This is a genomic window from Ruegeria sp. AD5 (genome assembly GCF_056542345.1).
Genome location: NZ_JBQFZR010000001.1, coordinates 1,004,579 through 1,019,183 on the forward strand (window position 1 = coordinate 1,004,579; position 14,605 = coordinate 1,019,183).

Below are 14,605 nucleotides of genomic sequence, written 5' to 3' on the forward strand. Positions count from 1 at the left end.
GTTTGGTTCCCTATTAGTGTGCCCGCTGGGGCAGGTCGTCTTTGATGTCATAGTAATCGCCCTTGTCTGCCACAAAGATGTGCTGGGCGAGTTTCAACCCGGTCGGCTCATCCAATGAGCCCACGGAAATTGCGATCGTGTCCTCGTCATTGTGCTGCCAGAAGAGGAACGAGCCACAAGCGCGGCAAAATCCGCGCTTGGCAATGGCAGAGGCGCGATACCAGCCCAGCGTTTCGCTGGTGGTAAAGCTGAGATTGTCCTGATGCGTAACGGTCGAGGCCCACAGATGACCTGACTGTTTGCGACACTGCCCGCAATGGCAGGTATTTGGTGGCGTGAGGTCTCCGTCAACAACAAAAGCGACCGCGCCGCACAGACATGATCCGGCATGCATATCCTTACCCCCTCGCTGTCGGCGTCGAACTGGCACCCAGCAAAACGCCATAGATGATGAAACAGGTCGCCATCACGCGGCGCACCCAGATATTGAACACGGCCCCCAATGCGGCCTTGCCCATGAGGGCACCCAGCATCGTGAACACCGTGTAGCTGAGCGTCGTGATGACCAGAGCCGTCGGCATGATCACCGCCATCTGCTGCCAGATGGGTACATCCGGCTGTACAAACTGCGAAAACGCCGCAAGGTATCCGGCGACGCTTTTGGGGTTGATCGTGGCGACAGCCAGCGCATGAAAGTAAACATGCCGCGCCGGACGCTCTGACGCCGGAGCGGGTTTCGCTGCGTTCATCCAACCGCGAATGCCCATCCAGATCAGAAACCCGGCCCCGGTCAGCTTGGCGACAAAGAAACCTGTTGGCGACGCGGCAATCAACGCAGTGATCCCCACTGCCGAGAGGATCAGGAACACACTCGCCTGAGTCAAAATAGCCAAGACACCCAACATAGCCTTGGAGAACGGCAGGCTCATCCCATTTGAGATGCAATTGACCGCATTAGGCCCCGGGGTGGTAACGAACACCACCCAGAACAGGGCGAATATGGTCCAGGCCTCGAAACTCATCAGTACACCGGTGGGGCGATAACCCAGATGGCCACAGCGGGCTCATCAAAGGGGTTGGACCAAGTGTAGGGCTCGTGCTTGATCCGGAAGCTATCGCCGGGGCCGACCTGAAAGCTGCGCGAGCCGATCGTCAGTTCCAGACGGCCTGAAACCATATAGCCGACTTCCTGCGTCGGCCGGTTTGCCGGGGTCTGCATCTGCGAATGCGGCTCAAAGGTCGAATGCACCATCTCGAAATCATCGGTCAGGTCAGGCGAAAGCAGTTCTTCGATCAACCCTTCTTCACCAGAGCCCATCGGGCGACGGGACCCTGCCCGCACAATATACCCTTGCTCATCCGCCGGCGCAGCGGAATGGGCAAACAGCATCGACATCGGCACACCCAGACATTCGGCAATCTGGCGTAGATCCGAAATCGACGGCTCGGACATGTCACGCTCGACCTGGCTGAGCCAGCCAACGGACCGATCCAATCGGTTGGCGATCTCAGTCAGAGTCAGCCCGCGCGCCTTGCGCAGTGCGCGCAGATCGGCACCGAGGGATGCGCTATGAGGGGCTTGCGAATTCAAGTTGCGCTCCGAGTCTGCGTGAAATTTTCTGTTACTTTTTCACGGTGCCTCGAATCGGTGAAATTTCCAAGCATTTTTTCACTTGGGTCTGCAAATTTAGTTGGCTATGCACGGTCCATGTGGATTGCCGTAATCTATCTTTGGGCCATTAATGCCCTGACTTTGATGGCGTTTGGCTGGGATAAGCTGCGCGCGCGCCTTAGAAGGCGACGCATCCCCGAGCGGCGCTTGTTATGGTTGGCGGCACTAGGTGGCAGCTTGGCCGCGCTACTGGGTCGCTGGATCTTCGGGCACAAGACCCGCAAGCGCGGTTTCTCGGCTTGGCTATACACGATCACAGCGTTTCAGGCCGGGCTTTGCTATCTGATTATGTCCCGAGATCTTGGCGCATTTTGCGATAGGTCGGAACCCTCTAACGCGCAAATACATCCGTTAGAATAGCACCAAGTGCGGTCGCATCATCTTTGGTAAACGCGTCGGGCTGGTCGCTGTCGATATCAAAGACAGCGATCACGTTACCATTCGCATCCCGCACCGGTAGAACCAACTCGGACCGAGTGGATGACGCACAAGCGATATGGCCGGGGAAAGCATCTACATCCGAAACCAATTGCACTTGCCCTGAACGGGCAGCCGCACCACACACACCGCGTTCAAAAGGGATTACTAGGCAGCCATGCCCCCCCTGATAAGGCCCGATCTTTAGCACTTCGGGCTCAGTTACGCGGTAAAATCCCGTCCAGTCGAATCGGTCGTCCGAGTGATGCACTTCGCATGCCACCGTAGCCATCAATGCAACCTCGTCGGTTTCACCGTCGGTCAAGGCGGCTATGGTTTTGGCGAGTGTGTCGTAGTCGGCTTTCATGTTGGTAGACCTTGCATCCGGGGAACTGCGGGCGCTGCCGCCAATTCCCCGAGTATTTGCAAAAAGACAAAGCGTCAAACGCGTTCTATTGCGATGGCCGTCCCTTCTCCGCCGCCAATGCAGATTGCAGCGACACCGCGCTTGAGATTTCGCTTTTCCAGCGCATTGAGCAGCGTGACCATAATCCGAGCCCCCGAGGCACCTATCGGGTGGCCAAGCGCACATGCGCCGCCATTCACATTCACGATCTCACGGGACAAGCCCATTTCGTGCATGAAGGCCATCGGTACCACGGCGAAGGCTTCGTTAACCTCCCACAAATCGACATCCTCTTTTTTCCAACCGATACGGTCCAACAATTTCTGCGCTGCCGGAACCGGAGCAGTTGTGAACAGCCCCGGTGCCTGCGCGTGACTGGCGTGGCCAAGAATTCGTGCGCGCACGGTCAGGCCCTGCTGTTCTGCCGCCTCTGCCGAGGCAAGCACAAGGGCGGCTGCGCCATCCGAGATCGAAGAAGAATTGGCCGCCGTTACCGTTCCATCCTTGCGAAAGGCTGGTTTCAGTGTGGGTATCTTCTCGGGCCGCGCCGATTTTGGTTGCTCATCCGCGTCCAGCACAACCTCGCCTTTACGAGTCTGAATCTTGACCTGTGTAATTTCCTGGTCGAACGCATTATTTTCCTGCGCGGACAGCGCGTTCGAAAGCGATCGCAGGGCGTATTCGTCCTGCGCCTCGCGCGTGAACTGATAGGATTCGGCACAATCCTCGGCAAATGTGCCCATAAGCCGACCTTTGTCATAGGCATCCTCGAGTCCGTCCAGAAACATGTGATCAACCACCTGCCCATGTCCGATCCGGGCACCGCCGCGCATCTTGGGCAGCAGATAGGGCGCGTTGGTCATGCTCTCCATCCCGCCAGCGACCATGGTCTGAGTATGGCCCAAAGCGATCTGATCAAACGCGATCATTGCGGCCTTCATGCCTGAACCGCACATTTTGTTGAGCGTTGTGGCAGGTACATCTTCTCCCAGACCGGCGGCAAACCCAGCCTGACGCGCCGGGGCCTGTCCCTGGCCGGCAGGCAGGACGCAGCCCATCAACACCTCATCCACGGCCCGAATGCCTGCACCCTCCAGCGCTGCGCGGATAGCAGCACCGCCGAGATCAGCAGCGGCGACGCCGTCAAACATGCCCTGAAATCCGCCCATTGGTGTACGTGCGGCACCTGCTATCACAACCTCGTTCATCCGAAACCTCCTTGAACTTTCCAGCCTATGGATACCGAATGGTAAGAATTACCGTCTAGCGTATTTCTACCATCATTTTGCATTGCCAAAGGCGGACGAACATGGGGCTCAGCAGCGAGATCACCGGCGAGACACAGATAATATCCGTTCATTGTGATCGAATTGATGCCGCAATGGCGATTCAATTCAAGGAAGATATGCGCGCGGAAACCCAAACCCATGCCAAACGGGTGGTGTTGGATTTGTCTTCTGTTGAATTCATCGATTCCAGCGGTCTGGGCGCCATTGTCGCCTCGATGAAACAATTGGAAAAAGGGCGCAGATTGGATCTGGCCGGCTTGCGCCCGATCGTTGAAAAAGTGTTCCGCCTGACCCGCATGGACACCGTGTTCAGACTGTTCAAATCGCTGGATGAGGCGATCGGCGCTGGTGCAGACTGACGATCGGCAGAGGTGGAACAGCGTGTGCTCGAATTGCAAACAAAACTGCCTGGAGGTGAGCTTTCCCGCGACACAAGTGCAAGCCAGCGCAGGGATCGCGGCGTTAAGCGCACGGCTGGCGGCGCAGGGATTGCCGGAAAGCAAAGCAGATGACGTAAGAATCGCGCTGACGGAAGCGATCAACAACGTGGTCGAACATGCCTATGCCGGGGTGGCCGCCGCTGACGTTCAAATCGATTGCTCATTATGTGCAAAGAAGCTGGTGATTCAGATCACCGATACCGGCGACCCGATGCCTGAATTGCGGATACCGAGCGGCACTCCACCATCTGTCGACACTGCTTTGCAGGACCTGCCCGAGGGCGGCTTTGGCTGGCACCTGATTCATCAACTTGCCAGCGACATACAATATGAACGCAAAAGCGGCAGGAATCTGCTCTGCTTGCGGTTCGACTTTGACGAGATGCCCTAGCAGGCATCAAATGGCCACAATAAGGCCTAGATCGAACCATTGTCGCGCCGCAAACAAAGGTCATAAGTAAGGGGTAGCTCAGATAGCTTCCCTCGGCGCCTAGCGTCACAGCCCCCACCCAGTGAGCGGCGCCGAGGACCTCCTTCCTCTGATAGCATTGGACAATTCCCAGCTGCGGCTTAGTGTCTGCGTGTTTGCAGAAGGAAAGACCCATGCGCGATTTTCACAAGACAGGCCGTTCTGAAGTTTTGGCAACCGAAGGGATGTGCGCAACGTCCCATCCGTTGGCCGCCAAAATCGCGCTGGATATACTGCAGCAGGGCGGCAATGCCATGGACGCAGCCATTGCAGGCGCGGTGCTTCTGGGAATTTGCGAGCCGCAAATGACCGGCTTGGGCGGAGATTGCTTTGTTCTGTACAATCGCGCAGGCGAGCAGACTGTTCGCGCACTAAACGGTTCGGGTCGGGCCGCGGCAGCAGCGGATGCACAGGCATTGCGGGATCGCGGTTTAAATTCGGTTCCCGAGACCAGCCCGGATGCCGTGACAATTCCCGGAGCGGTCGAGGCATTCTGCCGTCTAGCAAAAACCGAAGGTCGGCTGGGCCTGGAAGCAATCCTGCAACCCGCAATCCATTATGCCGAGTCAGGTGTTCCGGTGGCTCCACGCGTTGCCTTTGATTGGAAGAACAGCGCGTCCACCCTGCAAGGCGCGGCTCGTGATCATTATCTGATTGACGGCAAACCCTTGCAAACCGGGCAGGTTTTTCGCGCACCCGGTCAGGCAGAAGTTCTTCGGCGCATTGCCCAACACGGTCAAAAGGCATTTTATTCTGGTGAGATTGCCGATGACATGCTTGCGGCCCTGTACGATCTGGGTGGAGTACAGACTGCGCAGGACTTCGAGGCCGTGCAAAGCGATGAAACTGTGCCCGTCAGCGGAGATTATGGCGGTGTCGAACTGGTCGAGCACCCACCGAACGGCCAAGGCGCGACGGCAATCCTGTTGCTGAATATCTTGAAGCACTTCGATCTGGCCGCAATGGACCCTTGGGGGGCTGAACGCGTACATATCGAAGCCGAGGCCAGCAAACTGGCCTACGACGCACGCAATCGTTTCATCGCCGATCCCGACCACAGCACGCGGATGGCTCATTTTTTTGCACCTGAGACAGCCGCCCAACTTGCCGCGCTGATCAATCCGAAACGCGCCATGGCTGCCGCCGCTCCGCTGACCGAGTCTGTTCACAAAGACACCGTCTATATCACCGTGGTTGACCGGGATCGCATGGCGGTTTCACTGATATATTCGATCTACCACGGGTTCGGGTCGGGCATCGCTTCGGAAAAGTTCGGCATTTTGCTGCAGAATCGGGGGGCGGGTTTCAACCTCGAACCCGGTCATCCAAATGAGCTTGCCAGTGGAAAGCGACCAATGCACACAATCATACCGGGAATGTTGCGCGCCCAAGGCCGCATCGCGATGCCCTTTGGTGTCATGGGAGGTGCCTATCAACCAACCGGACACGCTCGGCTAGTGTCAAATCTCACGGATTTCGACATAGAGCTGCAGGAAGCCATCGATGCGCCTCGGGCATTTGCAGATGGGGGCGTTCTGAAAATTGAGCGCGGCTATTCCGATGCCGTTTTGCAACAATTGTCCGACATGGGGCACACTGTCCAAATACCGGAAACGCCTTTGGGTGGTGCGCAAGCCATTCGAATCTGTTCAAACGGAGTTCTGGAAGGTGCTAGCGATCCCCGTAAAGATGGTTGCGCATTAGGCTACTGACACACGCAATTATGACGGACACATTCAGTTCAACTGAAAGTGCAGCGGATAAGATCCATCCTGAAACGGGCCGAACATGTTGGGGATATCTGGATGGTCTACCGGCTCACCCGATTGATCCTCAACCAGATTTTGTTCTGAAACATAAGCGACATAGAAGGATTGATCATTCTCAGCCAGCAAATGATAGAACGGCTGGTCCTTCAGCGGGCGACTATCTTCGGGAATGGCCTGATACCATTCCTCCGAGTTCGAGAATTCCGGATCGACATCAAAAATAACCCCTCGAAAAGGGTGTCTACGGTGTCGAACCACCTGTCCCAGGCGGTACTTGGCTTGTGTCTTTAGCATTGTTTCGGCCCCCAAAGCATTTAGTACATCTTTTCGGGCAGAAAAGCCAACCAATGAGCTGAAATTCGGGGAAACAGTCTGTGAACCTACTCCTAACAGTGTTCGAAATTGTTGCCCCTGTGTTCCTTCTGGCCGGGATCGGGTTTGCGTGGGTCAAGCTCGGCTTCGAGTATCGGTTACAATTTGTCACGCGGTTTGCGGTGACGCTTGCAGTGCCCAGCCTGATCTTCGTAGCTTTGATGCAAACCGACATTCCTGGCGGTGAATTGACCGTTTTCACGCTCGCTGCGATTGCATCACATGTTGCTTTGGCGGTGGTTTTCTGGGTCTTTGTACGTGTCTCCGGGCTTGAGCAGCGGACCTATCTGTCACCTCTTATCTTCGGTAACACTGGGAATCTGGGCCTGCCTTTGTGCATCTTTGCCTTTGGGCAGGCTGGGTTGGGTTTCGCGGTGATCTTTTTGGCCGTAACCGCTCTGTTTTCTTTTACCTACGGTATCTATCTGGTCGCGGGGCGCGGCGCCTTTGGCAAGGTTCTGCGCGAGCCGATGGTCTGGGCCACGCTGCTGGGGGCATTGTTTCTGTGGCGTGGATGGCAGACGCCACTGTTTCTAACCAACACGCTGGAACTGTTGGGCCAGATGGCGGTGCCTATGATGCTGATCACCCTTGGGGTCGCGATTGCACGCCTGACAACACAGAAGCTGCAACAGGCTATATGGTTGTCCTTGCTGAAACTCGCGGTGTGCTTCGGGTTGGGCTGGGTTCTTGCCATCAGTTTTGAACTGGGCCCTGTGGCTTTCGGAGTTTTAGTCTTGCAGATGTGTACCCCAGTCGCTGTCACCTCATACCTGCTGGCAGAGCGGTTTGAGGCGGATTCAGATGCGGTTGCGGGCATGGTCATGGTCTCGACCGTGCTATCGGTTGCCGCACTGCCTATAATTCTCGCTATTATTCTGTAACGATTGTGATTTCCTCAGAGCTCAATCTGCGCTAGAATAAAGAAAAAAGGCACGAGGCACATGAGCAGAATTCTTTTCGTACTCTTCGGGGTGCTGCTTTTGGCATCCTGTGGTGGCGGGTCCAAACAGCCACCGAGCAGACTGAATGACGCGTGCAGCATTGCGCGCGAAAAACCCGATTATATCAAGGCTTTCAAAAGCACCGAGCGCAAATGGGGTGTCCCCGTTCACGTTCAGATGGCCACGATTTACCAAGAAAGCCGTTATCGCGCAGATGCGCGCACACCGCACAAATACGTGCTGGGCGTCATCCCGATGGGTCGCCAAAGCAGTGCTTACGGCTATGGTCAGGCACTTGATGGCACGTGGGAGCAGTATCAACGCGAAACCGGCAAACGCCGCGCCAAGCGGGATCGCATCCGTGATGCGTCGGATTTCATTGGCTGGTACATGAACAAAAGCTATGAGCGGAACGGGATTCATCCCACCGACGCGCGTAACCAATACCTGGCCTATCACGAAGGGCAAACCGGCTACGCGCGCGGCAGCTACAACAGCAAATCTTGGCTGTTGAACGTTGCGAATGATGTAGACGCCCGAGCGCAACTGTATCAGGCGCAGCTGGCGAACTGCCGTTACTAAACAAACCCTGTCCGGTCAGCGATCGTCTGACCTGATACGGGTTTTGCTTGAAAACACGCTGGAATCGAGATTTCCGCCTTCAGTCAACGGCCCCAGCAGTACGGTCGTTTGACTTCCAGCGTTATCGTGGATCACCCATTTGCGCAGCTCGACCGGATTGGATGTGAACATTAGCTCGATCCGCCCGCTTTCCGGATTCTTGGGGTCCTGAGCCGTCACAACCGTAGCGGTACCGTCAAAATCGTGCCCAACAACCATATTGGCTTGCCCCAGATTGACATTCCGCGCCAACACCAGTGACAGCGGTGTGCGTTTCAGCGGGTACTGTTCGGGCGGCTGATTGGATTTCGGGTCAAAGATCTGCACCGTCCCCGACCGCGCCAAAACTACCGCGCTGTTGGGCGGATCATATTCGAACCGCATTTTTCCGGGCCGCTCGAGCCACAGCTTACCGGTGCTAAGCGATCCGTCATCATTCACCTGCGTGAATGTGGTCTGAACCGTCTTCATCTGGTTCAGGTAGTTAGAGATTTGCGACAGTGGCAGCTTTTCAGCCGCCCACGCGGCGGGCGCAGCCAGTGTCAGAGCAAGGGCAAAAGCAATCTGTTTCATAGGACCCAGATAGGCGTTCTGCCCTTGTTATTAAATATCTTACTGCTCGGGGACGAGGATTTCGCGTTTTCCAACGTGATTTGCCCCGGAAACAACGCCTTCGTCCTCCATCTGCTCAACAAGCCGCGCAGCTTTGTTGTAGCCAATGGCAAGTTTTCGCTGAATGTAGGACGTCGAGCATTTGCGATCTTTGATCACAATCGCCACTGCCTGGTCGTAAAGGGCGTCTTCTCCGTTCGTGTTGCCACCCGTGTTCAGGCCCAGAACAGCGTCGATATTGTCAGCCTTTTCCTCGGCCGGGCCATCGACCACGCCGCTCATGTAGGCCGGCGGACCGAACTGTTTCAGGTGGTTGACGATTTCTTCGACCTCTTCATCCGAGACAAACGGACCGTGACAACGGGTGATCTTCGCCCCGCCCGCCATATACAGCATGTCGCCCTGCCCCAGAAGTTGTTCGGCACCCATCTCGCCCAAAATGGTGCGACTGTCGACTTTCGAAGTCACCTGGAACGAAATACGGGTCGGGAAGTTCGCCTTGATCGTCCCGGTGATCACATCAACAGAGGGGCGCTGAGTGGCCATGATCAGGTGGATGCCCGAGGCCCGCGCCATCTGCGCCAGACGTTGAATGCAGGCCTCGATCTCCTTGCCCGCGACCATCATCAGGTCAGCCATCTCGTCGACGATCACAACGATATAAGGCATTGCTTCGGGCGCGAATTCTTCGGTCTCGAACATTGGCTCGCCGGTTTCATCGTCAAAGCCGGTCTGGACCGTGCGGCTGAACATCTCGCCCTTGGATAGCGCATCCTTCACGCGGCCATTGTAGCCCGCGATATTGCGCACGCCCATTTTGGACATTTTGCGATAGCGATCCTCCATCTCGCCCACGACCCATTTCAGGGCCACAACCGCCTTTTTTGGGTCGGTCACAACGGGCGAGAGCAGGTGCGGGATACCGTCATAGACCGACAGTTCCAGCATCTTGGGGTCGATCATGATCAGGCGGCACTCATCCGGCGTTAGCTTATAAAGCAGCGACAGGATCATCGTATTGATTGCCACCGACTTACCGGAACCGGTCGTACCAGCGATCAAGAGGTGAGGCATTTTTGCCAAGTTCGCCACCACGGACTCACCGCCGATATCCTTGCCCAACGCCAAGGGCAGCGCATGATTACCGTCGCCGAAATCGCGACTGGCGAGGATTTCGCGCAGCACCACCATCTCACGGTTTTCATTGGGCAGTTCAATGCCAATAACCGAGCGCCCCGGTAGAGTTGAAACCCGCGCGGACAAAGCCGACATTGAGCGCGCGATATCGTCGGCCAAACCGATCACACGGCTGGCTTTTAAACCCGGTGCAGGCTCCAATTCGTACATGGTCACAACCGGACCGGGGCGGACGCTGACGATCTCACCCTTGACGCCGTAGTCATCCAGCACGTTTTCCAGCATCCGCGCATTTTCCTCGAGCGCCTCATCGCTTAGGTGATGGCGTTGGATGCTTGCAGGGTTGGACAGAAGGCCCAGCGGTGGCAGTTCGAAATCGGAATGCCGTTCCTCGAAAGAAAGTGTCGGCTGTGCTTCGGCTTGCGCCCTGCGCGAAGGTGGAGGAGTGCGTCGGACCGGTTGAGCTACTACAGGTTTACGCGGCTCAGCGACAGGAATCTTGACAGCCTGTCTCGGTTGGAGCGCGGGTTCGGGGGCATCATCAAACACGGCCTCATCATCATAGTCCGGTTCGGAAACATAGTCCTGCTGCATCCAATTATCAGCCTCGGAGTCAGCCGCCAGCGTCTCAACATCAGATCCTGCTGTCAGCGGTGGTTCGGGTGGCAAACCTGCAGAGGTCATCGGGGGTTCGGGCGGCAACTCGTCTGCCGCGCCAGAGTTCAAAATCAACGGGTCCGGTCCCCTGCCCCGCCCTTTGGTCAATGGCAAGTTGGGATCGGGTTCGGGCGTTAGCACACCAGCGGCCACTTTACGATTGCGCACAGCGGCGGAAATCTTGGACCGGATGCGATCCTCACCCGGCATGTCGTAATACCCTTCGACCGCAACGTTTTCGACCAACTCAGGCTCGGGCATTGGGTCAGGACGACGGATCAGGGAAGGCATCCGAGCCAGAAGGCCTGTCTTGGCGACAGGTTCCTGCGCTTCAATCTCAGGGTCTTCAAAGACCGGATCAGCGTAGGCCAGGTCGTCGTCAAAATCCGCCTGAACCGGAACTGCACGTTCGGCCTTGCGCTCGGCCCATTGGGCCTTCCGGTCCCGTGCTGCCCGCGCTGTCGCCGATGCCCCGCGTCCCAGCGCGTTCATCAACAGATCATAGGCCATGACCAGTCCCAACAGAAACGCCCGGAAGCCATTGCGAACGTCCGCTTTGCCGAAACCCAACACGAATACACCCAGAGCCAGCATACCGACCGCCATCGCCAGCGACATCAGCTTGACCAGGAAATGCGATGAGATCGGCAACAAAGTCAAAATCGCGCCCATCACTGTATCGCCGAATAGACCACCCAAGCCATAGCTGTGCGTCGTGCGCCATTCGGCACCCGGCACCAGAGTCGCTGCATAGACAGCCAGAACGGCGATCCAGATCGGCGAAAAAATCAGGCGGGCAATGGCACGGTCTTCACCTAAATGACCTGCAAATCGAACGCCCCAAGTGATCAGCACCAAGGCGACACCCAAGCTGCCCCAACCCACGATCATAAACAACGGCGCGGCAATCGAGGCCCCAATGCGCCCCATCCAGTTTTGCACGGGCGCATCGGTCGAAACCATCCAGTTTGGATCATCGGGCGTATAGGACCAGATCATCGCTGCAGCGGCCAACCCCAACAGGATCAAAGCGATCCCGATCAGTTCTTTGCTACGCCGTTCAATGGCGGCTTGCGTGTTGCTGTCCAGCAGCGGGTCACGGTTTCGCGCGTTATATGATGCCATTTTGCCCTCGTACCTCACGAATAGATGCAGTCGCGGAGTGTAATCAGCCCGCGCTTCATCTCTGTTTTTGGGGCCACCATCGCGACCCGGATAAATTGCTCGCCCGGGTTTTGCCCCGGATCACCTTGAGAAAGATATGCACCCGGCAGAACCCGTAAGCCGGTTTCCTGCCAAAGCTTCAATGCGGTTTCTTCGCCGTTTTCGACGGGTAGCCACAGGAAGAACCCGGCCTCGGGCGGCATGTAGCCCTGTACGCCTGCGAAAACCTCATCCGCGACGGCGTATTTCTCCTGATACAGCGCGCGGTTTTCCTGCACATGCGCTTCATCCGCCCAAACCTTGACGGCGGCGGCCTGCAGCGGGGCGGGCAAAGGGGCACCCGCATAGCTGCGCAACAGTTTGACACGGCTGATTGTTTCAGGTCCACCTGCGATCAGCCCCGACCGCAGCCCGGCCAAGTTCGACCGCTTGGACAGAGAGTTGAACAGCGTGACACGTTCGGGGTCAGCACCCAGTTCCTGCGCAACGGTCAGCGCGCCAACCGGCGCGGCGTCGCGGTAGATTTCGGAATAGCATTCATCGGAAAAGATGCGGAAATCGTACTTTTCAGCCAATTGAATCAGCTCAACCCAGTAATCGCGCGAGGCGACCGCCCCCTGAGGGTTCGCGGGCGAGCAGATATAGGCTACAGCAGTACGGTTCAGAACCTCTTCGGGCAGGCCTGCATAGTCTGGCAAATGACCAGTGGCAGCGGTTGCCGGCACGAAATATGGCTGCGCTCCGACCGAAATCGAGGCAACCATGTAGACCTGATAGAAGGGGTTCGGGCACAGAATGATCGGTTGCTGCCCGTTTTTCTGCTCGGGGCAGAGCGCCATTGCAGCGTTATAAAGACCCTCGCGCGTACCGTTCAGTGCCATCACATTGGCATCTGCATCCATCGACACACCATAGCGGCGGTTGATCCAACCCGTGATCGCTGCGCGCAATTCAGGTGAGCCTTCGTTCGGGGGATAGCCCTGAAACCCGGCGGCGTTTTCCATGATCACGTCGGTCACCCAAGATGGGAAATCATGCTTGGGCTCGCCAATGGTCATGTGAACGACTTCACCACCCGGCTGATGATGATCCAACAGGGCGCGTAGACGCGGAAATGCGTATTCCGGTAGGTTCGAAAACCGCTCGGGGAAATTCATGATACTGCCTCAATTTCGGGGTCATTTTGCGCCCCGTTTTATGGCAGATTACAGATCGACCCGGGCTTCGTCCAGACAAAGAGGTGCCGAATCAGGGGATTGTGGCATTCAGGTCAAAGCGCTTTCGGCTGCTAACCCGAGCCGTAACAAGGCCTCTTCCGACCCCGGATAGCCCAACATCATCAGCCCGCAACCGGGTGTTCCCGTGGGCAAAGTCAGTGCCGCAAGCCCCATCAGATTACCGATCCGGGTGTTGCGGAGAGCCAAGAGATTTTCGGTAACATAGTAGTCATGATCATTCATCAACCGGTCGAGATTGGGCGGTAGGATCGGGGCCGTCGGCGCAAGCACGGCGTCAAAGCCCGCAGAGGCCGCATCCCAAGCCTGTCGACAAGCGGTTAGTTTCGACCAAGCGGCCACGTAATCGGGGCCGGAATAGGCCTTGCCCATTCGGAACCGTTCAAGGATTTCGGGATACATCGCCTCGGGGTTCGCTTCTATCACATCTCGCCACAAGCCGTAGGCTTCGGTTGTATAGAGCACACCCGACAGGCTCATCGCTTCGTTCAGCTCAGGCACGTCAAGCGTAACGATCTCGGCCCCGGCCTCTTTCAGGCGCGCCAGCGCATCTTCATAGGCGTTGGCTGGAGCTTCGCGCAGATCGTCCTTGGCCACGTTCTGCAAATCAGCAAAGCGGCGACCGATCAATGACGCCCCGCGCAGATCAGCCGGGGCGGTGCCCTCAAGCACAGCAAGCATATGTGCGGCGTCCTCAACTGATCGCGCCAGAGGCCCAACGGTATCGAATTTCAGACACAGCGGCACGACGCCCTCAAGGCTAATGCGCCCCGCCGTGGTTTTCAGCCCCACCAGATCGTTCCAGGCCGAGGGAATCCGCACCGATCCACCCGTGTCCGAGCCAACGCCGCCTGCAGCAAGCCCCCAAGCCACCGAAGCTCCTGCACCTGAAGATGAGCCGCCCGGCACTGCGTCTTCGTCATTCACGCATGGAGGCGTAGCCGTCACAGGGTTTAGACCCAAACCCGAGAACGCCAATTCGCTCATATGCGTTTTACCCAGACAGACCGTACCCATCGCGGTCGCGTTCCGCACCACCTGCGCATCGGATTCGGGCACGCGGCCTTCCAACAGGGCTGAACCGGCCTCGGTCCCTACGTCTGCCGTGTCAAACAGGTCTTTCCAGCTGATCGGGACGCCATCCAACAAAGACCGACGCAGGCCAAGTTTGGCCCGCTCTTGCGCCGCAAGGGCCTCGGCGCGGGCGCGATCGTGGGTCACCCGGGCATAGATCCGATCGCGATGTGGATGGGCGTCAATCGCGCTGAGATAAGTTTCTGTCAGTTCAACCGGATCGATCTGCCCCATTCCGATACCACGGCCCAAATCACATGCCGTCATGGTCAGCCAGTCTTGCATCCGGTCCCCTCCCGAGTAATTCCGTGATCGGACGGTAGCGAC

The 14,605-nt window shown here is 57.2% G+C and carries 16 protein-coding genes; 6 read left to right on the top strand and 10 right to left on the bottom strand.

Annotated elements, in window-relative coordinates:
• Positions 1–13: 13 nt before the first annotated feature.
• The 3 genes from ACR0JG_RS05050 to ACR0JG_RS05060 are packed head-to-tail and all read right to left on the bottom strand — an operon-like array spanning position 14 to position 1,591.
• Positions 14–394: a GFA family protein gene (locus ACR0JG_RS05050; protein WP_480567886.1), complete on the bottom strand. Its 381-nt coding sequence runs from the start codon at positions 392–394 to the stop codon at positions 14–16.
• A gap of 4 nt (positions 395–398) precedes the next feature.
• Complete coding sequence (locus ACR0JG_RS05055; protein WP_480567888.1) at positions 399–1,022, bottom strand: LysE family translocator; 624 nt, start codon at positions 1,020–1,022, stop codon at positions 399–401.
• Positions 1,022–1,591: an XRE family transcriptional regulator gene (locus ACR0JG_RS05060; protein WP_170514802.1), complete on the bottom strand. Its 570-nt coding sequence runs from the start codon at positions 1,589–1,591 to the stop codon at positions 1,022–1,024. The genes ACR0JG_RS05055 and ACR0JG_RS05060 overlap by 1 nt, the downstream gene beginning before the upstream one ends.
• A gap of 117 nt (positions 1,592–1,708) precedes the next feature.
• On the opposite strand from ACR0JG_RS05060, the gene ACR0JG_RS05065 reads away from it, so the two are divergent.
• A complete protein-coding gene (locus ACR0JG_RS05065; RefSeq protein ID WP_480567890.1) occupies positions 1,709–2,032 on the top strand; it encodes a DUF1294 domain-containing protein in 324 nt (107 codons plus the stop codon).
• Here ACR0JG_RS05065 and ACR0JG_RS05070 read toward each other — a convergent pair.
• Together ACR0JG_RS05070 and ACR0JG_RS05075 are read right to left on the bottom strand one after the other, a co-directional pair.
• Positions 2,004–2,456 carry a GAF domain-containing protein gene (locus ACR0JG_RS05070; RefSeq protein WP_480567892.1) on the bottom strand — a complete coding sequence of 151 codons (453 nt, stop codon included), beginning with the start codon at positions 2,454–2,456 and terminating at the stop codon, positions 2,004–2,006. The two genes, ACR0JG_RS05065 and ACR0JG_RS05070, sit on opposite strands and share 29 nt — an antisense overlap.
• 74 nt (positions 2,457–2,530) lie before the next feature.
• Positions 2,531–3,703, bottom strand: coding sequence for a thiolase family protein (locus tag ACR0JG_RS05075; protein WP_480567894.1), 1,173 nt, complete (start codon positions 3,701–3,703; stop codon positions 2,531–2,533).
• A gap of 101 nt (positions 3,704–3,804) precedes the next feature.
• Here ACR0JG_RS05075 and ACR0JG_RS05080 point away from each other — a divergent pair, with 101 nt between their 5' ends.
• From ACR0JG_RS05080 to ggt, 3 genes are all read left to right on the top strand, one after another.
• Positions 3,805–4,143: an STAS domain-containing protein gene (locus ACR0JG_RS05080; RefSeq protein WP_170398809.1), complete on the top strand. Its 339-nt coding sequence runs from the start codon at positions 3,805–3,807 to the stop codon at positions 4,141–4,143.
• Positions 4,144–4,198: 55 nt separating this feature from the next.
• Positions 4,199–4,615 carry an ATP-binding protein gene (locus tag ACR0JG_RS05085; RefSeq protein ID WP_480567896.1) on the top strand — a complete coding sequence of 139 codons (417 nt, stop codon included), beginning with the start codon at positions 4,199–4,201 and terminating at the stop codon, positions 4,613–4,615.
• Between the two features lie 212 nt (positions 4,616–4,827).
• A complete protein-coding gene (ggt, locus tag ACR0JG_RS05090; RefSeq protein ID WP_480567898.1) occupies positions 4,828–6,405 on the top strand; it encodes a gamma-glutamyltransferase in 1,578 nt (525 codons plus the stop codon).
• A gap of 24 nt (positions 6,406–6,429) precedes the next feature.
• On the opposite strand, the gene hspQ is transcribed toward ggt, so the two are convergent.
• Complete coding sequence (gene hspQ / locus ACR0JG_RS05095) at positions 6,430–6,756, bottom strand: heat shock protein HspQ (protein ID WP_170398818.1); 327 nt, start codon at positions 6,754–6,756, stop codon at positions 6,430–6,432.
• An 80-nt stretch (positions 6,757–6,836) separates the two neighbouring features.
• On the opposite strand from hspQ, the gene ACR0JG_RS05100 reads away from it, so the two are divergent.
• Positions 6,837–7,718, top strand: coding sequence for an AEC family transporter (locus tag ACR0JG_RS05100; protein ID WP_170646737.1), 882 nt, complete (start codon positions 6,837–6,839; stop codon positions 7,716–7,718).
• A 60-nt stretch (positions 7,719–7,778) separates the two neighbouring features.
• A complete protein-coding gene (locus ACR0JG_RS05105) occupies positions 7,779–8,360 on the top strand; it encodes a transglycosylase SLT domain-containing protein (RefSeq protein ID WP_170425842.1) in 582 nt (193 codons plus the stop codon).
• 15 nt (positions 8,361–8,375) lie between these two features.
• Here the strand turns inward: ACR0JG_RS05105 and ACR0JG_RS05110 are convergent, their stop codons facing one another.
• From ACR0JG_RS05110 to ACR0JG_RS05125, 4 genes are all read right to left on the bottom strand, one after another.
• Positions 8,376–8,972 carry a LolA family protein gene (locus tag ACR0JG_RS05110; RefSeq protein ID WP_170398828.1) on the bottom strand — a complete coding sequence of 199 codons (597 nt, stop codon included), beginning with the start codon at positions 8,970–8,972 and terminating at the stop codon, positions 8,376–8,378.
• 39 nt (positions 8,973–9,011) lie between these two features.
• Positions 9,012–11,930, bottom strand: coding sequence for a DNA translocase FtsK (locus tag ACR0JG_RS05115; protein WP_480567900.1), 2,919 nt, complete (start codon positions 11,928–11,930; stop codon positions 9,012–9,014).
• 14 nt (positions 11,931–11,944) lie between these two features.
• The gene (locus tag ACR0JG_RS05120) at positions 11,945–13,126 is read right to left on the bottom strand and encodes an aminotransferase class I/II-fold pyridoxal phosphate-dependent enzyme (RefSeq protein WP_480567902.1); all 1,182 of its coding nucleotides are present in this window, start codon (positions 13,124–13,126) and stop codon (positions 11,945–11,947) included.
• A 108-nt stretch (positions 13,127–13,234) separates the two neighbouring features.
• Positions 13,235–14,563, bottom strand: coding sequence for an amidase (locus tag ACR0JG_RS05125; RefSeq protein WP_480567904.1), 1,329 nt, complete (start codon positions 14,561–14,563; stop codon positions 13,235–13,237).
• Positions 14,564–14,605: the final 42 nt, after the last annotated feature.